Genomic DNA, 20,058 nt, shown 5'->3' on the forward strand with positions numbered 1-20,058 from the left:
ACATTTCGGAGAAACTTTATGAGTCCGAACAGGCACATGATGACTCATAAGTGAAGCAAGAGCCTTCGTAAGGCCCGGTGTTTATGAAACAACCCACCGAACCTTCAACCTCTCCGATGCCGGAAAACTCACCGCTGGAACTGCAGGACTGAACGATGAAATAAACGACGTAACAATCTAGATAGAGATGCAATGTTACGGCCAGTGGATTTCCGTTGCCATCGAAGTTCGCCGCTCTGCCCGTTAGTACGCAGTCGTATCCCTGATCGCCCCGGAAACAGCTTCCGTAGCATCTTATGATATAACAACCCGGAAGTTCGACACGCGTCTGTTTTGTTTGCTCCAGACCGTTTGCGAAAGAGACTGATAGAAGGCAGAGCAGAAGTAGAACTACCGTAAGTCTCATAATACCACCTCCAATGATTGAATTTGGATAGGGCACATGAGTATGTACACCAATAGTTTACCACAATACCGTATTGTAAATTAAAGGCAATACGGAATCTCTATAAATACATTTCATTATATTGGTGAAGTACTGCCAACAAAGCGATGAAGGCGATCGGGAGACCAAGCTTTTCCGCTCGAGGCGGTTGGAAAGGTTCAGCAGGTTCTGATTTTTTTGGCGCGCGGATTTCTGTATGACGGCATTGGTTCTGCGAAGAGGCTGGATTGTCGCAGTGAAGAAGATTGACGGTTCGTGAAATTCTAGGTTGTGGCTGGCTGTCAAAAAACTCTGTAGAAACACGCACGTTGTTAATCTGATTGCATTCTGATCGAGAGAGTGACCCGGTCTTTAATGAAGAGAGTGAAAATAAATTTAAGAAAGCTATCGCTTGGCGACTGTTCATGAGAATGTGATCGATTATGCATCCATATGCCCGTCTTTGATGTCCAAAATTACGAAAACGGCTTGCGATTGGTCCGAATCGGAAGGCAGCAGAAAACTTTGAATGTTTCCTTTATTCAGGGGAAAGCTTTTTCCTCAAAGATTTTCCATTTCTACTTTTGTAATAGATGCCGTAATGCATCATAATTAAATCTACTTAAGAGAGAGTTGATGCATCAAAATAAAATCTACTCGAAGTCGACATGAAGGAGATTAAGAACACGTCCCTTTGAGTTAGATTTTGACTTCATTATCTGCATATCGGATGCTCGATTTGACTCTCAAACTCGTGGTATCATAATTCAATTGCTTTCCCGGAGGTGTACGATGATTCCAGAGAAGGTAATGGCCATACTGAAGGCCAACGACCTAGAGTTTTACGAGTTTCCTGAAGGGACGACACCCACTGCCATCACGGCTGCGCAGATGTTGAAGGTGAAAGTCGGTCAGATAGCAAAGTCGATCCTCTTCATTTGCAAAAGTGGAAGAGCTTATCTTGTGGTCTGCCCGGGTGATCGGAAGGTGTCGCTTTCGAAGCTCAAGAAAATCGCCGGTGAAAAACCGAGACTCGCAGATGAGACCACAACACTTCAGTTAACAGGCTTTTCTCCCGGAAGTGTTTGCCCCTTCGGACTTCAGGATATCAATATTATCGTTGATCTTAATCTACGGGAATATGATGTCGTGTTCCCTGCCGCGGGGACTTCGGGTTCTGCAGTTGAGACGAGCTTCGAAGAGCTTGTAAGGATAACTGGAGCCAAGGTAGCCGATGTCAGCAATCCCATGTCTCAATCGTAGAATACTACCAGTGGCAGCCCGCTGATCGGGTTTTCCATGATTCTTGATTTGAGGCCGTAAACCAAACTAATAATTTCCGGAGTAACGATATCCCATACCTTGCCTGAAGCAATTACTCTTCCATTATTGATGAATAGAAGCCTGTCTGAAATTTCTACCGCCTGATTTATATCGTGAAAGATCGCTATTGCACTTAGTCCTTTTGCGCGGACGAGATCGGTCGCGATTTTTCCGACTCTTCTTGCGTGGCCAGGGTCTAGGTGAGTTGTGAACTCGTCCATAAGAAGTATCTTCCCTTCCTGGGCAAGAGCCTTTGCAATTATTACACGCTGTTTCTCACCTCCGCTGAGCGTACTGAAGGGACGATCCTTGAATTCATATACTTCCGTAAGCCTCATCGATTCCTCAATGATCCTGTAATCTTCATTTGTCATGTTTCCCAGTCCGTTCAAATGTGGATTTCTTCCAAAGGAAACAATAGTCTCAACTTTCAGATCAAATGATGGTTCAAAGCTCTGTGGAATGTAAGATACTATTCTTGCCAGTTTTTTTGTCGAGAGGCCCCGAAGGTTATCGCCCATCACACTAATTTTGCCGCTCCAGTTCTTTCGAATTCCGCAGATTACGCTCATGAGGGTTGATTTACCGCTTCCATTAGGTCCCAGAACTCCAAGTACTTCACCATTCTTTAGGTGGAGATCGATTCCTCTCAAGACCTCCTCTTTGCCGTAGCTGAAATGGAGTCCCTCTATTTGTATAGGTTCAACCATCTTTAGCCACTTCCTTGCTTCTCAACAAGAAGATGAATACGGGCGCTCCCACAAGCGCTGTAACTGCACCTATAGGAAGCTCTGTTGGTTGAAACAGTGTTCTTGCAAAAGCATCGCAAATCACCAAGAACAGCCCTCCAAGCAGCGCAGTTGCAGGAAGGTTCAATTTGCTGTCCGCCCCAAAAGCAAGTCTTATCATATGCGGAATGACTAGACCTACGAAACCTATCAACCCTGCAGTTGAAACGGCGACGGCGGATACTATAGAAACCGTGAAAAAGACGAGAAACTTGAGTAATTCAGGACGGACACCGACGGTAATTGCGTGTTCTTCACCAGCCGCCATAATTACCATTTTCCTGTGGATTACCGCAAATATTCCATACTGGGCAAAAATGACAGGAGTTAATTTGAAGACGTCATTCCATGTAGCTCCAGACAGCGAACCCAGGGACCAGAAATGTAGAGTTATTACGTTTCGCCACGCAAAAACGACGAGAAATGTTACTGCTGCATTAAAGAGAAAAGAGACTATTACCCCGGATAGGACGAGTGTTGTAATCGGAATCCTTCCTCCCCTTCTGGAGATCGTGTAAGTCAGGAAAGATGAAAACAGGGCGAATGCAAAAGCAAGCGTGTTCATATTGAGGTCTAATCTGCTCACTTCCCGCAAGAATAGAGAAAGAACAGCTCCAAAAGAAGCCCCTGCAGATATACCGATAATGTAAGGATCTGCCAAAGGATTTTTAAGGGTTAACTGAAGACCGTTTCCACCCACTGCCAGTCCCGAACCGATTAGGAATGCCACCAATAACCTTGGAAGCCTTAGATTCAGATAGATACTGGAGGCAGTTCCCGAAGAATTACCGATGAGTATCTCGAAGATTTCGCCGAGGGAATAGCTTATCGTGCCGAAACTCGAAAACCACAGCATCCCTAGAATGGATGCTGTGGAAAGCAGTACGAATAATACAGTTCGTTTCAAAAGAAGAACTCCTTTAGCGTTTTAACTAAGTTGACAAAATTGGGGTTTGCATAAGCTGTAAGTCCGTCATAAAGGGGATAAACTCTATCGTTCTTCACAGCTGGCAGTTCTTCAAAGGGCTTGTATGAGACAATCATATTGACAGCTTCTTCCTGCCCACCTTCGTAATAGTATGGAACCAGTATTATCTCGGGCTGAGAATTCAGCACAAACTCTGGGCTTACTGGAAACCACCCGTTGTTTCCACTGTATGGAGCGGCGACGTTCGCACCGCCTGCGAATGCGATTGCTTGATTCACAAAGGAACCTGTCCCGCATGTCCATATATCGCTAACCTCCCCGGCTATCATTATGTAAATTACTCTGGGTTTCTCATCTTGAGATAGCTTATGAGAGTCTTTTGCGATTGCGAGAACCTCTTCTCTGAAGTCATCGGCGGAGGTCTTGCCTCTCTCGGGAACGCCAAAAATATTCCCAACAACCACGAGATTTCTGTAGATGTCCTCGAAGGAGTTTGGATTCATCACGTATGTATTGACCCCGATATTCTCCAGTTTCTCAACTTCTGCCTCCTGAAACCCTCCCGAAATCATCACAAGATCAGGACTGAGTGAGACTATCTTCTCCAGGTTTAAGGGAACCAGATTGCCGATCTTTTCTACTTCGTTCGAAAGCGCAAATGGATCCCAGTCGGTTACTCCTACGATTCTGGATGAAAGGTCAAGAACCTCAAGATACTTCGTTATCGCGGGAGAAGCGACAACCACTCTTTCGGGAGGTTCATTGATCGTTACGAGTCTTCCAAGATCATCCACAATGTCGATCGCAGCTGACAAAGCAGCAAACAGTACAACCAAACCAACTGTTAAAGCTCTTTTCAAAACACTCACCTCTTTTGCAAGGAATTTCACCACCCCTCTACCTCGGAAGGATGGTGATATCTGAGCTTCACTCAGGTCTCCTGACTTGCGGATCAACCTAATGTCTGCGCCTTCCCGGTTACCCAGTGGCACTCGCAGAGTTCGTACCGCTCACAGTGGCGGGACCGTACCGGATTCACACCGGTTTCCCTTGATATGAAGCTATGTTTTTCAGAGTTACCTGGAGAAATACCTGTCCAGATCCTCCAGTCTTATTACCATGGAGATTGGTCTTCCATGGGGACAAACAAGAAGATTCTTTCTTCTCAGCTCTTCGAAGAGCTCCTCCGCTTGTCCTATGTCAAGTCTGTTTCCGGTCCTTATTGCAGCCTTGCATGCAATCGATGCCAGGAGATTATCGAAAACCGTTTTCGGATCCTCAAGACCTTCAAGCCTCATTTCGTCGAGAATCTCCTCTAGCACATCGACTACGCCTTCTACTCCCATGACCTGAGGGATAGAGACCATTATGATTTTATCATTGACGAAATCGAAAGTGAACCCAAGTTTCTTCAGCGTTTCCTCTCTTGCGATAACCAGATCCATTCTTGACCTCTCGAGATTCAGTTCAAGAGGCATTAGAAGATTTTGCGGGGCGATTCTCTTGCTTTCTTTGAGGGTCTCGAAAATGATCCGCTCATGAGCGGCATGCTGATCGATCAACAAGAGACCGTCCTCGGATTCCGCAATCAAATACCTTTCTCCGAATACGCCAATAAAACTGACTTTTCCTTCCCCACTTTTTTCCTTTTCCGGTGAACCTTCACGCTCTCCACCAAGAGCAAATGATCTGAAATGGTGACGATCAATTCTGGACTGCGTGTAGGTGTCGCTAGCATTGTTATCGAAGACTTTTTGGTTCCTCCATGGGTGTTTGAAGCCGTGATTACTTACTTCGTGATCCTGATAAATCTCTGAGACATCTTTCCGTTCCTCCGAACTTCCGGTTATGTTCTCTTCGCTATGGACTATATTGATTGTGAAATGACCGGCACCTTTGATGGCCGACCGCACTGCTCTCTTCACCTCATCCAGAACGGCTGCAGTAGAAGCAAACTTAACTTCGAGTTTCTGTGGATGGATGTTAACATCGACTTCCTGAGGGTCAATATCAATAAAAAGAACTGCAAAAGGAAAATTACCTTTTTGAAGGGTTTCGCCATAACCTCTTTCCAGTGCATAATTCAGTTCGAATTGTCTCACATATCTTCTGTTCACAAAGATGTTTTCACCCATTCTGTTTTTTCTCGTGCGGCTAGGGAGTGTAACGTAACCATTGACCTTGATTTCGCCTGAATCACCTGATACGGGAATTAGATCCCTCGTAGAGATCCCCGGATAGATGAGAGCGATCCTATCCTGAAGAGATCCGGCTCCTCTTGTGTCGAATACCGTTTGAGAATCACGGGAATACACAAAATCGACATTTTCGAAAGCTAAAATAAATCTCTGGATCATCTCAGTTACCATACGACCTTCAATTGAGGCGGACTTCAAGAACTTCCTTCTGGCGGGTGTGTTGTAAAGCAGATCAAAGACCTCCACGAAAGTGCCATTTGAGCCGCTTAGGGGTTTCTGCCCAGTGACACTTCCTCCTGCGATTTCCAGGATCGTCCCAAGTTCTTCTGAATCTGCTGCGGTCGAAAGACGCATGCGTGAAACTGAAGCAATTGTCGAGAGAGCTTCGCCTCTAAAGCCAAACGTAATGAGCGAGTCAAGATCCTCTATCGAGGAGATCTTACTCGTAGTATGGGGTTTTATTGCAAGTTTCGCTTCCTGGTTAGTCATCCCACTACCGTTGTCTCTAACCATTATGTATTCCTTACCACCGGATCTTATTTCGATTTCAACTAATGATGCTCCTGCATCTATACTGTTTTCTACAAGCTCCTTTACAACAGAAAAACAACCCGTTACCACTTCTCCCGCCGCGATCTTTCTCACAACATCTGTCGGGAGCTCGTGTATTCTCATAAAAAGCTCACTCTCCTCCCAGGGCAAGCTGGCGACGCCTGTCAAAGAGAATAATTGCGGCCGAGGCGGCTACATTAAGGGAGTCCACTGTATCTTCCATAGGTATCGAAATGAGACGGTCACTTCTTTCCTTTACCAGTCGCCTTACACCCTTCCCTTCATTCCCGAACACAATAGCAGACTTTTCAGAGTATTCGTTTTCATAATAAGGGATTCCTTCCATATCTGAAGCATAAATCCAGAACCCTTTCTCCTTCAGAATCTCTTCGAACTGTGCCATATTTATTATCTTTATTATCGGAATTTTAAAAGCAAGACCGGCAGAGACTTTCACAACCGACGGGGTTATTTCCGCGGAGTTACTCGAGGTAATTGCGATAGCATCCGCCCCAACTGCCACTGAAGTCCTAATTATTGCACCAAGATTATGCGGATCCTGAATCTGGTCAAGAAGTACAATCGTAGCTGTCCTTTGCTCTTCAATTGCTCGGAGGAGCTCTTCGGAGTCAGAGTAAGGAAACTGTTTAAGATCAATCACGACGCCTTGATGCTTCTTCTCTCTACAGAGATTGGCAAGCTTTTCTGGTGCCATCTCTTCAATTCTGAATCCCCTTGCCTTTGATTCCTCAGCCAGTTCAAGAAGTTGCGAGTCGACATTTTTCTGATTAGTGAAAACTATGCGCTTTACGTTCAGAGCTGAAGAGTCGACTGTGAGAAGCTCTCTCAATACATTTCTTCCATGTAAATACATTAAATCACCCTTTCGAACAGCTCTCTGATTCTCTCAGTCTTTCCTTCAAGAAATAAATATCCGATGAGAGCTTCAAAAGCGGTGGCCATTTTATAGTCCTCATCATCTCCATGTTTTTTTGAACCTCTTGAATTGTAACCCCTTCTGACGATTTCTTTCTCTTCTTCATCAAGAAGGTCAGCAACTTCTTCAAGAGCTTTCCTTTGACCTGAGGCACTTACGTAATCTTTTACTATGTTGTGCTGATGACCTGCTCTCCTCCGGGCCTGCGGCAAGGTATTCAATCGAAAATAGAGCGAATAAACTGCATCTCCTAAGAAAGCAAGGCTGTCAAGCGACAACTGGTCAGGACTTACCGAGAAAGAAAAGAGATTATCCCTTTTGTCGTTACCGTTGTTATAGGTATTCATCAATCCTCTCGATTAATGTTTGCAACTTTGATAGATCCTTTCCACCTGCCTGGGCAAAGTCTGGTCTACCTCCACCGCCCCCTCCAAGGTCTCTTGCGATTTTCCTGGCGATCTCACCTGCGTTGAATTTGTCAGTAAGTTTCTTCTCGACCTTCACAACGAACGAGACTGAGTCTTCCAGCTCGTTGAATATTATCACTATTCCGCCGCCTTCTTTGCTAAGAAGAACATCGGCCCCATTTCTCAGGGCGCTAGAAGGAGCGTTTTCGACCCTTCTTATGAGCAGTTTCGTCCCATTAACGATCATCTTCTTATCTTTCATCAGGGAGTCTCCAGAGAGCAGCTTTTCTTTCAATCTTTTTATCTCTTGTCCACCTGACTTCAGCTCGTTCAAAACCCCTTGAAGCCTCTGGATAATTAAATCTTCGGGAACCTCAAGCACTTCTCTTATTGTTTTCTGCCTGTTGAACAGATTTCTGAAATAATTAAGAGACGTTTTTCCTGTTATCGCTTCTATTCGCCTTGTCCCTGCAGCAACAGAGGTATCGGAAAGGATTTTGAAGAGACCGATTTCTCCGGTGTTGTCAACATGAGTGCCTCCGCAAAGTTCTCTGCTGAATCCTTCGACTGATATTACCCGCACCTTGTCGCCGTACTTCTCTTCAAAAAGCGCCATCACATCCTGCCCTTTAATCTCGTCAAAGCTTTTTTCTGCCTTATCTACTACTTTAGCCTTGAGGATCTCTTCATTTACGATTTCTTCAACTTCGTTGAGTTCATCTGTCGATAACGGCTGAAAATGCGAAAAATCGAAACGTAATCTATCTGGCTGAACCAGAGAACCAGATTGGTGGACGTGTTCCCCAAGCACCTTTCTTAACGCTGCGTGCAGCAAATGAGTAGCGGTGTGATTTCTCGTTATCGCCTTTCTTCGGTCCTCATCCACCGAAAGCCAAGCTTTGTCCCCAACATGTAAAGCACCTTCTTCAACAAAAGCCCTGTGGACTATCATCTCCTGGTAAGGTATGAACACTCTCTCGACCTTTGCAGAAGCATTGTCTGTACGGATCAAACCCGTATCGGTAACCTGTCCTCCTCTTTCGGGATAGAACGGTGTTTTTTCAAAGATTAAATCTCCGGTTTCGCCTTTGCTAAGGGTTTCTACGGCGTCACCTTCTTTTAGAATGGCGACGATCTTGGATTTGTCTTCGAATCTCGAGTAACCTGTGAATTTCGAATTGCCGGTCACAGGAAATATAGTTGAATATGCTTCGACGTTGCTAAGATATTCTCTGTCTCCCATTGCCTCCCTGGCCCTCTCTCTCTGTAACGCCATTTCCCTTTCATAGCCTTCTTTGTCAAGAGTTACACCGGTACCCGCAACGATCTCCTCAACAAGTTCCAGGGGGAATCCATAAGTATCGTGTAGCATGAATAATTCGGGACCTGAAAGTTCTTTCTTGTCGACAAGTACTGACTTCAATCTCTTTTCACCATTTACAAGTGTTGAGAGGAATCTCTCCTCCTCTTTAAGAGTGATTTCTTGAGTGAATGAAAGCCTCTGCCTCAGTTCGGGATATACATTTCCCATATGATCCGCAACTGTCTCCACTATTCGGTAAAGAAACGGGGAACTGTATCCGAGCAGTGAACTGTGGCGTACAGCCCTTCTCAAAATTCTTCTGAGTACGTATCCACGACCTTCGTTAGAGGGAAGAATACCATCTGAAACCATAAATGCAACCGATCTCGCATGATCGGCAATGACTTTTATCGAGATATCGGAGCCCGGTTTTTCCTTATACTTAATTCCAAGGATCTCTTCAATCTTTTTGATTATCGGTATGAACAAGTCGGTGTCGAAATTCGAATCGACATCTTGAAGTATCGAGGCGGCTCTTTCAAGGCCAAATCCCGTATCGATGTTCTTTCTTTCGAGGTAAGTGAGATTTCCTTCCTCGTCCTGGTTGAATTCTGTAAATACAAGATTCCAGAATTCAAGAAATCTACCGCAATCGCAAGCGGGGCTGCAGTTCTCGGGATCCGGGCAGTTGTCTCCATGACCTCTGTCTATGAAGATCTCTGAATCGGGTCCACATGGACCGGAGGGCCCGGCCGGACCCCACCAGTTGTCCTTCTTTCCAAGCCTAATGATCTTCTTTTCTGGGATGCCGACTTCATCTCTCCATATTGAAAACGCTTCGTCATCGTCAAGATAGACGGAAACCCACAAACGGTTTTCCGGGAGATTCAGATACTCGGTAACAAATTCCCAAGCCCATTTTATGGTCTCTCTCTTAAAATAATCGCCGAACGAGAAGTTACCCAGCATCTCGAAAAACGTTTGATGTCTAGGGGTTCTTCCTACGTTTTCGATGTCGTTAGTCCTTACGCATTTCTGACAGGTTGTTACTCTTCTGTAAGTGGGTTCTATCTTGCCCCAGAAGATCGGTTTAAAAGGAACCATCCCGGCGACTGTGAACATCAGCTGGGGATCGTTCGGTATCAATGAAGCACTCTGCAACCTTTTGTGATCTTTAGATTCAAAAAACTTGAGATAACTCTCTCTTATCTCAGCGCCAGTCATGTATTTCACTATCTTGCCTCCTCAAGTCAAAAGAGTAAGGAAAATATAAAACATGGGTGTTACGAAAAGAACACCGTCTATACGATCAAGCATACCACCATGTCCAGGCAGCAAACTGCCAGAATCCTTAACACCGTGATATCTTTTGAAAGATGATTCGGCAATGTCACCAATTGTACCAAATACGGCTACCACAACTGCCAATACCATGAACTGAAGTATTCCCAGGTCGGGACCGTTGTAAAGTCCTGTTAGTTTGCTCAAAGAGACGAACAGAAGCATAAAAAGAAGAGAAGTCACGTATCCACCAATTACTCCCTCGAGACTCTTTTTGGGGCTGTAACTCGGAGAGATCCTGATGTGACCAAATTTCTTTCCTAAAAAGTAAGCCCCGGTGTCGAATAGCCACACAGATGTTAATGACATCAACGCCATAGATGAACCGAACCCGAGATAGATGTGATAAAAGAATGCAAGATCGAAGCCAATGTATATAAGGGAGAATACGGAATTAGCTATTATCTCTTTGGCACTCCTTACATCGGCGACTGTAGTTATGACTATCGAAGTAATAGAAATCACACCCACTGCAAAAATCAACTCCGGTCTAGGAGCTGCAGATTCAACTCTGGCAAATCTATCGAGAAGTATTCCGTAAGCAACGATTATCGCAGGTATTACCCCGGACAGAGCAATTCTGACTGACTGATGGTTCCGCTCTTTTAAACTGAACTTTAGGTATTCATAGTTTGAAAAAAGCACCACGGCAGAGACCAATCCAATGAATGAATAATAGTTAACGAAACATAGAATGACAAAAGGAGCCACAACGGCAGCGGTCACTATCCTGATACCTGTCTCCGAGATTTTCTTCATCAGTCCAATGCACCAAACCTTCTTTTCCTTTTTGAGTAATCGTCCACTGCTCTATGGAATTCCTCTTTCGTGAAATCAGGCCACAGAGTTCCAGTGAAAAACAGCTCACTGTATACCGATTGCCACGTCAAAAAGTTGCTGAGTCTTTCTTCTCCAGAGGTTCGAATGATCAGATCGGGTTCGGGAACATCTGGAAGATAAAGATTCATGGCTATGTCTTCTTCCGATATTTGTTCCTTTCCGATCTTAAGAATCTCGTTTACCGCGTCAACAATCTCTGCCCTTCCACCATAATTAAGGGCTACGATAACATCAAGTTTCTTACCCATCGAAGTCTTGTTCTCGATCTGAAAGACGAAGTCCCCGAGTTCAGGAGGAAGCTCGTTCAGCCTCCCCATGAATCGCATTCTAACGCCCTCTTCCAGCATACTGCCGACTTTGCTGCTTATGTAAAGGAGCATCAGTTCAAATAGAAATTCGACTTCTTCCTTTGGACGCCTCCAGTTCTCCGTGGAAAACGCGTAAAGTGTTACGTATCTTATTCCAAGATCTGCACACCAGTGAGAGGCGGCGTCCGCTACTTCAGCACCCTTTCTGTGTCCTTCAATTCTCTCAAGTCCCCTTTTCTTGGCCCATCGGCCATTTCCATCCATTATAAAGGCTACATGAACGGGAAAGGCCATTAAAAGTCCATGATCTCCTTACTCTTCTTTTCAAAGGCCTTGTCCATCTCTTCAATATATCGATTTGTAAGCTCCTGAATTTCCTCCTCGAATTTCTTAAGATCGTCCTCAGTCATCTCTGATGCCTTTTCAAGTTCTCTAGCTTCCTTTATAACGTCTCTTCGGATATTTCTAATAGCTATCTTTCCCTTCTCCGCATTATCTCTTGCGATCTTCACCCACTTTTCTCTCTGTTCCGTCGTCGGTACAGGAAAGTTCAACTTGATATTGACCCCGTCGTTTATGGGAGTCAAGTCAAGTTTAGAGGCAAAGATTGCTTTTTCAACTTGGCTGAGGACGCTTCTATCCCAGGGCTTAATGACTAAAGAACGGTCTTCGGTAGTTGTGATTGTGGCTATCTGGTTAATCGGTGTAGGCACTCCGTAATAGTCGACCTTTACAGACTCAAGAAGGGCAGGGGAAGGTCTGCCCGTACGCATTTGGGCGTACTCTTCCACGATTTTTTCTACGCTCTTCTTCATTCGGTTTTCAGCATCTTTCAGCAGGCTATTCATGATCTTCCTCCCTTTCTCTCGTATGTCAACGGAATTATATCATGTAAGGCTTTTCGTATTAGTAGCGTCAGAACTGCAAAAAAGGTTTGTTAGTTGAATTGGGTAGTCTATTCTGGTAAAATCATACAGGTGCTCTAACCATGACAGGAGGTATGTAAATGTTTTCAGTCCTTAGTTTCATTGCATATGCCCCGGCAGGAGATGTGGCAGCTCCTTCGACAGATCCGGGGGCAGCAACCAGCGGGGGCTTCTCAGGAATAATCATATGGCTAGTTCTTATGGTTGCTTTCTTCTATTTCCTCATAATTATGCCTCAAAGAAAGAGGGATAAGCAGTTCAAGCAGATGATGGAGAAGCTCAAGGTTGGCGATAGAATAGTTACGGCCGGCGGAATCATCGGAAAGATTACAATGATAAAACCTGACAGCCTAAGGATCAGGACCGGCACCGGAACAGAACTTGATGTTACAAGAAAGGCAATCGCCGTCGTAGTTAATAAAGGCGAGAATGACAAAGAAGAAGTAGAACCCGATGTGAATGTCAAACAGTAATAGTTTCAGGTACATTTGTAGATATTGGAAGGGGGTGTCTGTCCGAGTCTTTCGGGCAAAGTCCGTATGAGAGCAAACCAAAAACGCTTGATCGTTACCGTTGTGGTGTTTGTTGCGGCATTATTGCCACTACTTATACCTCACGGTAGTGCACCAGCCGGAAGCAGCTTCATAGATAAATTGGCTGCGAACATCAAGTTAGGGCTTGATATAAAGGGTGGAGCTCTTCTTGAGTACCAGATGCTTACCGATGTCTCTGATCAAGAGATGAATGCACTTGCAGACAGAGTCATTGAAGTTTTGAGGGCAAGACTGGATGCTGCCGGATTCACTGAAGCAACAGTAGAAAAGGTTACCACGGGAATTTCGTTTGGGGAAGATATTCCACCTGTGAGAGTGAGAGTTCAAATTCCTGGAATAACAGATGTATCTAGAGCCGAGAGTCTAGTGGGAAAGACCGGGAGGCTCTATTTTGCTGATGTTCTCGCGATTGAAACTTCGGTTTCTACGCCTTCTATCCCAGCAGGAATGTCGCTGGAGATAAGCAGGAGAAAGCTTCAAGGAGCCGAACCTTACTGGGTCAAGGAACTTCACTACGGAGAATACGTCGGAGGAGTACAGAACAACACATGGTATTTCATCAGTCCCAAAGTCAGCATAGGGTCTAGCTATGCAGAGCTTGACGGAAGCGTGGTTACAGATGCTAAGCCTTTGGTGAACAATCAGCCCAGACCCGGGCAAGGAAGATTCATGGTTTCTCTGAAGTTCAGTTCCGAAGGTGCGAAGACTTTTAGGGACATTACTTCAGTGAAGTCCACATATGCCGATACCGATATGAAGAAGAGGCTCGCAATTGTCCTGGACGATAGGGTAATCATCGCACCTCTAGTTCAGTCTCAGATTTCCGATGGAAATGCCGTAATTGAGGGTTTGAATTCAATCGAAGAAGCGAAGGAAGTTTCCATTCTTGTCGGAAGTGGAAATCTTCCCGTCGATCTCGCATCGTTCAACAAGAGAGTTTTGTCGCCCACGCTCGGCAGAGATATCATAAATTCAAGCCTTTGGGCCGGAGTAGCAGGTATCGTTATAATAATGATCTACATGGTTGTCTTCTACAAGAAGATGGGTATTGTGGCAGACATCGCCTTGCTGTATAATGCGGTGCTTCTCTTTGGAATGATATCTCTTACCGGTTCAATTCTCACACTGCCTGGTATAGCTGGTATAGTTCTGACAATAGGAATGACAGTCGATGGAAATGTTCTGATCTTCGAGAGAATAAAAGAAGAATTGAGGTTGGGAAAGACGCCGGAGAACTCAATAGATTCGGCCTTTTCTAAGGTTGTGTGGACGATTTTCGACGCCAACCTCACTACAATACTCGCCGGTCTCGTTCTCTTCTATTTTGGAACGGGTACGGTTAAGGGATTCGCAGTCACACTTATAATAGGCGTTGTAGGCGCAATGTTCACAAATATAGTGGTGTCAAGAACCGTACTTACGGGAATGGCGGGAAGTCTCAAACCCCATCGCTACGTTGAAGTTGAAACGGAAGGGAGAGATGCAAGATGACCTTCAAAGCAGACTTCGTCGGAAAAAGGAAGTATTTCATTGCTCTTTCCCTTGTGCTGATTGTCGTCTCTGTTATCTTCATTTTCACAAAAGGATTCAATTTTGGAGTTGACTTCACCGGCGGAATCGAAATAAGCGTTTCCGTCCAGGATGTCGATATGACTGTGGCTGAGATGAGAGAGCTCCTGAGCGCAGAGGACCCCGATTTTGCGGCTGCAAGAATCATAAAACAAAGACCGCTTACCGAAGAAGGTTCTTCCGAACAGAGGAGTAGATTCTCGATTATCGTCAATACTTCAGAGAGTGAAGAATCCATAACAGCAAAGATGCTGGCCGGACTAGAAGTGAAAGATGTTACAAATGACAATATACTTTCTGTGAGTACAATTTCGGGATATGCTGCCCAGGAGATAAGGGGATATGCTTGGATTGCCGTAACAGTGTCCATGGCGCTTCTTCTTCTATACATAACGATTAGATTCAAGTTCTCTTTTGGAGTAGGAGCTATACTAACGCTTATTCACGATGTGATTATAGTACTGGGATTCTACAGTATCTTCGGAATTGAGTTCAATGCACCGGTAGTTGCGTCACTCCTTACTTTGGTTGGATACTCTCTCAATGACACGATCGTCGTTTACGACAGAATTAGGGAGAATACCAAGAAGATGAGGGGAAAGACGATAGAAACAGTGGTAAATACAAGTATCAATGATGTAATAGTTAGATCGATAAACACTTCTTTGACCACTTTTCTGGCTGTTCTCACTCTCTTCATATTCTCGGGAGAGGTCTTGAGACCATTTGCGTTCGGAATGCTGGTCGGTGTTGTCGTTGGAACATATTCCTCTCTGTACATCTCCAGCCCTGTCGTTATCGAGTGGTTGAAGAGATCAGAGAGCAGAAGCCACGCTTGATCGTTGTCTACCTCTTGAAAAGTGAAACCTGGTAGAGTATAATTTTTTTAGAGTGGGGACGTAGCGCAGTTGGGAGCGCGATACAATGGCATTGTATAGGCCGAGGGTTCGAATCCCTTCGTCTCCACCAGGCGGGGAACGTGAGTTCTCCGCTTTTTCAATTTTGGTGATGTGGATGAAGAGACTCCTCGTTTTTGTCTTGGTGTTAATTGAAGCCGCACTAGTTGCAGTCCCCTCTGTGTTTTTCACTGATGATGGGAGAGCGGTGCAAAGAATACTGAACGTTCTTGAGGATGCGCAAGAAGAAGTTATCTTGGTATCTTACTCTCTTGATGAAACCGAGATAATTAAATGTCTCAATCACCTTGAAAGAAGGGGAGTAAGAATTGAGGTGATGATCGATGATTCGACTGTGGATAGAGCCTTCGCAAAATCACCGGAGTTTGAAATCAGGAGCGATACTGCAGCGGCTCTAGTCCACTCGAAATTTCTTGTCGTTGACAGACAAGTGATTGTCTTCGGAACGGGCAACTTCACTGAAGGAAGCCTAAGAGAAGATTCGAATAGCTTTTTGGTTTTCGAATCTCCATCGGTAGCTGAGTTGTTTCTACGATACTTTGAAGCGATTGAAACTGGGGTCTCTTTGGACGAAGTTAATATTGGAAACATTGATTTCTACTTGTGCCCTTCACAGGAGGCAAGGAAAAGAGTAATAAAGGAGCTTATGGGAGCTAGAAGGGAGATATGTTTCGCTATGTTTGCCTTTACCGACCCGGAAATCTTAGCAGCTTTGAAATTTTGCGCTTCCATTGGAGTGAGGGTTACTGGAATAGTAGACAGCTGGAACGAGGATTCTCCTTTGCGGGAATATCTAACTTCTGGAATGGAAGTAGATGAAGGCGGTGCTGTCACAATTCACGACAAGACATTTGTCGTTGACGGAGAAACTGTGATTACTGGTTCGGCGAATGCGTCTCTGAGCGGCTGGGGGAAAAATCGAGAGGTAGTTGCTATAATCGACTCGAGAGAACTTGCAAAGGAATTTGTGAATCATTTCGAGTATATAAGGGGGGTCTCAAGATGATTGTCAGAACGGCGCTGGCTCAGATAAATACGACTGTTGGAGATATAAACGGCAACAAGAATAAAATCATAGAGGCAATTGATCAGGCGACCGCAAGTGATTCGGAAATACTTTTGTTCCCCGAACTGACAATTACGGGCTACCCACCTGAAGACCTATTATTAAACACAGGCTTTCTCAGAGAGAATTTGGCTGCGCTTAAGGAAATCGCCAACTACACAGAAGGAAGCAAAACAATGATCGTTCTTGGGTTTGTAGATTTCTCCAACGAAATCTACAATGCTGCTGCCGTGATTCATTCGGGCGAGATTAGAGCCGTCTATAGAAAGATGAGCCTGCCAAACTATTCGGTATTCGATGAAAGGAGATACTTCTCTCCGGGAAGCCACCCTTTACTAGCAAGATACGGGGAAGCGAATATCGGGATAAATATCTGTGAGGATCTCTGGGTTCCTTCCGGCCCGATAAACGAACAGGCTATTGGAGGCGCAAATCTCATACTCAATCTTTCAGCTTCTCCCTTTTCCGGGATGAAGAGCAAGACAAGGTCCGCTCTGTTGCTTACAAGGGCGATGGAGTACTCCAGCATCATAGTATACGTTAACCTGGTGGGTGGTCAAGATGATCTAGTCTTTGACGGCAGAAGCTGCGTAGCGATGCCGGATGGAAGATTGCTTCTAGGAAAGGCTTTTGAAGAAGATATGATTCTGCTCGATATAGACACCGATGTTTCGACTAGATACAACCTTTTCGAAGGAAAGAGGAAAGACTATTCTATGCAGGTAAGCCTCGAAGAGGTCTCAATAACGCCATCTCATCGACAGAGTCCATCGGTAAACCCTGATAGCTCCTGTCAAGAACTCTGCAAGTACGATGAGCTGATAGCGGCCCTGGAAATCGGTATAAGAGATTACGTGAAAAAGAACGGCTTCAAGAAGGTAGTTCTTGGCTTAAGTGGGGGAATGGATTCCTCGCTAGTAGCAGCACTAGCTGTTAGGGCAATCGGTAACGACAATGTTAAGGGTGTAATGATGCCCTCGAGGATAACTTCCGGCGAATCAAAGAGAGATGCACTGGAACTTGTGAATAATCTCCAAATAGAGGGTTTGGAAATACCAATAGACGATATCATGTGTACGACACTGAGCACTCTAGAACCAGTGTTTACGGGGACATCTGAAGATATTACTGAAGAGAATCTGCAGGCAAGAATTCGAGGGATGATACTGATGGCTCTCTCTAACAAGTTTGGATGGCTGGTTCTTATTACCGGCAACAAGAGTGAGATGGCAACAGGTTATGCTACTCTTTACGGGGATATGGCGGGGGGATTTGCCGTCCTCAAGGATCTGTACAAGACCCAGGTATATAGAATCGCAGAGCGAATAAATGAACTCGCGAAGAGAGATATGATACCGCGAAATGTGTTTTCCAAAGCTCCGTCAGCAGAGTTGAGAGAAGGTCAAAAAGATCAGGACTCTCTTCCCCCATATGAGATTCTTGACGAAATCCTCAGGCTTCACATTGAAGAGGGTCAGTCGGCGGAAGAGATTGTGCTGGAGGGTTTTGAGAGGGATACTGTGGAGCACTCGCTCAAACTTTTGAGAAGGAGCGAGTACAAACGCAAACAGTGTCCTCCCGGAATAAAAGTGTCCAAGAGAGCTTTCGGAAAAGACTGGAGAATGCCAATTACCAATCACTACTGAACCACTCCACTGTTTTGAACAGAGCAAATATCATCAAGGGATTCGAGGTAGTCTTCAGCAATTTTGGTATTTTACCTTATTTGGTAATGTGATAGGAATTCTCTGTGTGATAACTCAAGTAAGAAAGCTTCAAGATCTCGATTCCTCGAGAGACAGTCGCCATCTTAAGCGCCGAGAAACTGATTGTCATTTGCGCTAGGCAGTCAGTTATGGAGGAATGAAAGAGACTAAGTAACCTTTCTGCCAATAAAGATTGTGCCTACTTCTTCATCGTGATCGCGTACAATTTCCCCCGTGAATTCAATGACGGCATTTGATTCCTGCCTGACTGGAAATCTGATCTTGTTTTCAAGGGGCTCTGATGGCTTTGAAGCGGCAATCTTAAGGAAGTTCCTTAGAGGTTCTGAACTAATGTCCTCCAGAGCTTTATTTTCTTCATCTTCCAGTCTGGTTTCAAAGTATTTCTCGGCAGCTTCATTCAAGTAAATCAGTCGATTCTTCATATCGGTTGCGATCGCCAGATCACCAGTCCCGTTTAGAAGCAGGGAATGAAGATTATTGCGCCTCTGAAGCTCAATGTTCTCGGTAATGTCTATTCCAATAACGAGTTCATAGACATTATCGTCAACCCTCAACATGCTTCGCTTCGCTTCAACTATGAATTCGGTTCCGTCTCTTCGTCTGTGAAGTTGTCTTCCCTTCCACTTGCCGGACTTCATCATCGAGAACTGCATGGATTCTGCCTCTCCCTCACCCTGTACCAAATATGAGGCAAGATTATCTCCCAGCATTTCTTCAAGATCATATCCATGGATTTCTGCAGCGAATTTGTTCAGATATACAATCCTTCCCTTCTCATCGATGGCTATTGCAATTTCCTCTGCATTGTCAAGAAAACGCCACTGGAATATCAGTTCTTCTCTGTCTCTCTTCTGTTTTGAGACATCCATGAAGGTCAGCTGAACAACACTCTCTGCGCCGTAAAGCATTTCAGAAGTGTTGAAAATTACATAAGTCTTTCCACCGGTTTTTGTTAGCATAACGATTTCTCGATCAGTGTCGAAATGCTCAATCCCCAGAATAGTCTCCAAAGCAAAGGGTTCGTCGTAAACAAGATCCTGCAATCGCATCTTTTCGATTTCCTCCTCCGTGTATCCCAGAAGGCTCTGCGCGACCTGATTGCAAAAGATCACGTTTCCGTCTCTTTTTCTAAGGATTAGCATTCCGCAGCCCATGCTATTCACCAGACCCATGTACTTCTCTCGTTCGAAATCAAGAGTTTTTTGAAGACGATGCTTTTCCAACATCGAATAGACTATCTCGGGGAGATAGTGAAGATAACCGGGCCCCTTGAGAAGATACTCTCCAGGTTCGAGAGAGTACTTCACAATAGCCTTCTCGCTACCAATGAGACACAGATAAGGAATGGAACCTGAACGAAGATTCCTGATTATGTCTTCTCCGACATAATCGAAGACCATTGCATCAGAAAAGCGACTGTATTCGTCAGATACTTCTTCAACGTATCTGACATCGAAGCGTTCATCGAAAGCTTCAATTAGCCTTCTTGCATCCTTTTGGCTTCTTCCAACCAGGATAATTCGTGGCTTTGAATAGAAATCAAACACAGACTTCACCCCTGAACAGAACGCACCGATGAAACCAGTTACCTATACATCCACCCAAAAAGGAAACAACTCGCAAAATCCATTCTGAATAAGCTAAACTTTGATGTTCAACCGGAGGTTACAGTCGTTTTGCTAACAATGCCGTTCAAAGCCTTGCAAAGGGAACTGGATGGTTATGCTACGAAAAGAAAGTTACATTTTTATTCTAGCATAGATTGGGAGAAGATTCAAAATTAGTACTTTCGTGGCCAACAAAAGAAATAACCGGATGATCATCCGGTTATAAAATGGAGCAGGCGATGAGATTTGAACTCACAACCTCCGCCTTACCAAGGCGGCGCTCGACCGATTGAAGCTACGCCTGCTCTGCTGAAACTATGATATCACAGCATTTTTCAAGTTT

The 20,058-nt window shown here is 44.8% G+C and carries 18 protein-coding genes, 2 tRNA genes and 1 riboswitch; of the genes, 7 read left to right on the forward strand and 13 right to left on the reverse strand.

What is annotated here, in order from left to right; genetic code table 11:
- Positions 1-16: 16 nt before the first annotated feature.
- Complete coding sequence (locus THEBA_RS10915; RefSeq protein ID WP_006487699.1) at positions 17-406, reverse strand: hypothetical protein; 390 nt, start codon at positions 404-406, stop codon at positions 17-19.
- A gap of 810 nt (positions 407-1,216) precedes the next feature.
- Here THEBA_RS10915 and THEBA_RS10920 point away from each other — a divergent pair.
- The gene (locus tag THEBA_RS10920) at positions 1,217-1,687 is read left to right on the forward strand and encodes a YbaK/EbsC family protein (RefSeq protein WP_014731588.1); all 471 of its coding nucleotides are present in this window, start codon (positions 1,217-1,219) and stop codon (positions 1,685-1,687) included.
- On the opposite strand, the gene THEBA_RS10925 is transcribed toward THEBA_RS10920, so the two are convergent.
- The 10 genes from THEBA_RS10925 to frr form a co-directional block, all read right to left on the reverse strand.
- Entirely contained in the window at positions 1,678-2,457 is a 780-nt protein-coding gene (locus THEBA_RS10925) for an ABC transporter ATP-binding protein (protein ID WP_014731589.1), read from the reverse strand. The two genes, THEBA_RS10920 and THEBA_RS10925, sit on opposite strands and share 10 nt — an antisense overlap.
- Entirely contained in the window at positions 2,450-3,442 is a 993-nt protein-coding gene (locus THEBA_RS10930) for a FecCD family ABC transporter permease (protein ID WP_014731590.1), read from the reverse strand. The genes THEBA_RS10925 and THEBA_RS10930 overlap by 8 nt, the downstream gene beginning before the upstream one ends.
- Positions 3,439-4,332: an ABC transporter substrate-binding protein gene (locus THEBA_RS10935; protein ID WP_236609257.1), complete on the reverse strand. Its 894-nt coding sequence runs from the start codon at positions 4,330-4,332 to the stop codon at positions 3,439-3,441. The genes THEBA_RS10930 and THEBA_RS10935 overlap by 4 nt, the downstream gene beginning before the upstream one ends.
- 44 nt (positions 4,333-4,376) lie before the next feature.
- Positions 4,377-4,537: riboswitch (cobalamin riboswitch) on the reverse strand.
- Between the two features lie 2 nt (positions 4,538-4,539).
- Positions 4,540-6,336 (reverse strand): DNA mismatch repair endonuclease MutL, encoded by a 1,797-nt coding sequence (gene mutL, locus THEBA_RS10940; RefSeq protein ID WP_014731592.1) that lies wholly within the window; start codon positions 6,334-6,336, stop codon positions 4,540-4,542.
- A gap of 7 nt (positions 6,337-6,343) precedes the next feature.
- Complete coding sequence (gene rlmB / locus THEBA_RS10945; protein WP_236609153.1) at positions 6,344-7,063, reverse strand: 23S rRNA (guanosine(2251)-2'-O)-methyltransferase RlmB; 720 nt, start codon at positions 7,061-7,063, stop codon at positions 6,344-6,346.
- Positions 7,064-7,086: 23 nt separating this feature from the next.
- A complete protein-coding gene (locus tag THEBA_RS10950) occupies positions 7,087-7,497 on the reverse strand; it encodes a Mini-ribonuclease 3 (protein WP_014731594.1) in 411 nt (136 codons plus the stop codon).
- Positions 7,484-10,093: an alanine--tRNA ligase gene (gene alaS / locus THEBA_RS10955; RefSeq protein WP_014731595.1), complete on the reverse strand. Its 2,610-nt coding sequence runs from the start codon at positions 10,091-10,093 to the stop codon at positions 7,484-7,486. Before alaS ends, THEBA_RS10950 begins: the two co-directional genes overlap by 14 nt.
- 12 nt (positions 10,094-10,105) lie before the next feature.
- The gene (locus THEBA_RS10960; RefSeq protein ID WP_006487688.1) at positions 10,106-10,960 is read right to left on the reverse strand and encodes a phosphatidate cytidylyltransferase; all 855 of its coding nucleotides are present in this window, start codon (positions 10,958-10,960) and stop codon (positions 10,106-10,108) included.
- A complete protein-coding gene (uppS, locus tag THEBA_RS10965) occupies positions 10,960-11,643 on the reverse strand; it encodes a polyprenyl diphosphate synthase (protein WP_014731596.1) in 684 nt (227 codons plus the stop codon). The genes THEBA_RS10960 and uppS overlap by 1 nt, the downstream gene beginning before the upstream one ends.
- The gene (gene frr / locus THEBA_RS10970; RefSeq protein WP_041928234.1) at positions 11,643-12,200 is read right to left on the reverse strand and encodes a ribosome recycling factor; all 558 of its coding nucleotides are present in this window, start codon (positions 12,198-12,200) and stop codon (positions 11,643-11,645) included. The genes uppS and frr overlap by 1 nt, the downstream gene beginning before the upstream one ends.
- A gap of 155 nt (positions 12,201-12,355) precedes the next feature.
- Between frr and yajC the strand changes: the two genes are divergently transcribed.
- The 6 genes from yajC to THEBA_RS11000 all read left to right on the forward strand — a co-directional run bounded on the left by yajC (position 12,356) and on the right by THEBA_RS11000 (position 18,027).
- Entirely contained in the window at positions 12,356-12,748 is a 393-nt protein-coding gene (gene yajC, locus THEBA_RS10975; protein WP_006487685.1) for a preprotein translocase subunit YajC, read from the forward strand.
- A gap of 66 nt (positions 12,749-12,814) precedes the next feature.
- Positions 12,815-14,320 (forward strand): protein translocase subunit SecD, encoded by a 1,506-nt coding sequence (gene secD / locus THEBA_RS10980; protein ID WP_041928237.1) that lies wholly within the window; start codon positions 12,815-12,817, stop codon positions 14,318-14,320.
- Entirely contained in the window at positions 14,317-15,237 is a 921-nt protein-coding gene (secF, locus tag THEBA_RS10985) for a protein translocase subunit SecF (protein WP_014731599.1), read from the forward strand. Before secD ends, secF begins: the two co-directional genes overlap by 4 nt.
- Before the next feature lie 54 nt (positions 15,238-15,291).
- A tRNA-Ala gene (locus THEBA_RS10990) sits at positions 15,292-15,367 on the forward strand.
- Positions 15,368-15,412: 45 nt separating this feature from the next.
- Positions 15,413-16,321: a phospholipase D-like domain-containing protein gene (locus THEBA_RS10995; protein ID WP_236609154.1), complete on the forward strand. Its 909-nt coding sequence runs from the start codon at positions 15,413-15,415 to the stop codon at positions 16,319-16,321.
- Positions 16,318-18,027, forward strand: coding sequence for an NAD+ synthase (locus THEBA_RS11000; RefSeq protein WP_014731601.1), 1,710 nt, complete (start codon positions 16,318-16,320; stop codon positions 18,025-18,027). The genes THEBA_RS10995 and THEBA_RS11000 overlap by 4 nt, the downstream gene beginning before the upstream one ends.
- A 227-nt stretch (positions 18,028-18,254) precedes the next feature.
- On the opposite strand, the gene THEBA_RS11005 is transcribed toward THEBA_RS11000, so the two are convergent.
- Both THEBA_RS11005 and THEBA_RS11010 read right to left on the reverse strand, forming a co-directional pair.
- Complete coding sequence (locus tag THEBA_RS11005; RefSeq protein ID WP_014731602.1) at positions 18,255-19,655, reverse strand: PAS domain-containing protein; 1,401 nt, start codon at positions 19,653-19,655, stop codon at positions 18,255-18,257.
- Between the two features lie 288 nt (positions 19,656-19,943).
- A tRNA-Thr gene (locus THEBA_RS11010) sits at positions 19,944-20,020 on the reverse strand.
- Positions 20,021-20,058: the final 38 nt, after the last annotated feature.

The organism is Mesotoga prima MesG1.Ag.4.2 (assembly GCF_000147715.2).
In the GTDB taxonomy this organism is placed as follows: Bacteria; Thermotogota; Thermotogae; order Petrotogales; family Kosmotogaceae; genus Mesotoga; species Mesotoga prima.

Coding starts and splice junctions, on each gene's coding strand:
- THEBA_RS10915 (WP_006487699.1), bottom strand. CDS start 406: ATGAGACTTACGGTAGTTCTACTTCTGCTCTGCCTTCTATCAGTCTCT.
- THEBA_RS10920 (WP_014731588.1), top strand. CDS start 1,217: ATGATTCCAGAGAAGGTAATGGCCATACTGAAGGCCAACGACCTAGAG.
- secF (WP_014731599.1), top strand. CDS start 14,317: ATGACCTTCAAAGCAGACTTCGTCGGAAAAAGGAAGTATTTCATTGCT.
- THEBA_RS10950 (WP_014731594.1), bottom strand. CDS start 7,497: ATGAATACCTATAACAACGGTAACGACAAAAGGGATAATCTCTTTTCT.
- THEBA_RS10960 (WP_006487688.1), bottom strand. CDS start 10,960: ATGAAGAAAATCTCGGAGACAGGTATCAGGATAGTGACCGCTGCCGTT.
- secD (WP_041928237.1), top strand. CDS start 12,815: ATGAGAGCAAACCAAAAACGCTTGATCGTTACCGTTGTGGTGTTTGTT.
- uppS (WP_014731596.1), bottom strand. CDS start 11,643: ATGGCCTTTCCCGTTCATGTAGCCTTTATAATGGATGGAAATGGCCGA.
- THEBA_RS10995 (WP_236609154.1), top strand. CDS start 15,413: ATGAAGAGACTCCTCGTTTTTGTCTTGGTGTTAATTGAAGCCGCACTA.
- THEBA_RS10925 (WP_014731589.1), bottom strand. CDS start 2,457: ATGGTTGAACCTATACAAATAGAGGGACTCCATTTCAGCTACGGCAAA.
- THEBA_RS11000 (WP_014731601.1), top strand. CDS start 16,318: ATGATTGTCAGAACGGCGCTGGCTCAGATAAATACGACTGTTGGAGAT.
- yajC (WP_006487685.1), top strand. CDS start 12,356: ATGTTTTCAGTCCTTAGTTTCATTGCATATGCCCCGGCAGGAGATGTG.
- mutL (WP_014731592.1), bottom strand. CDS start 6,336: ATGAGAATACACGAGCTCCCGACAGATGTTGTGAGAAAGATCGCGGCG.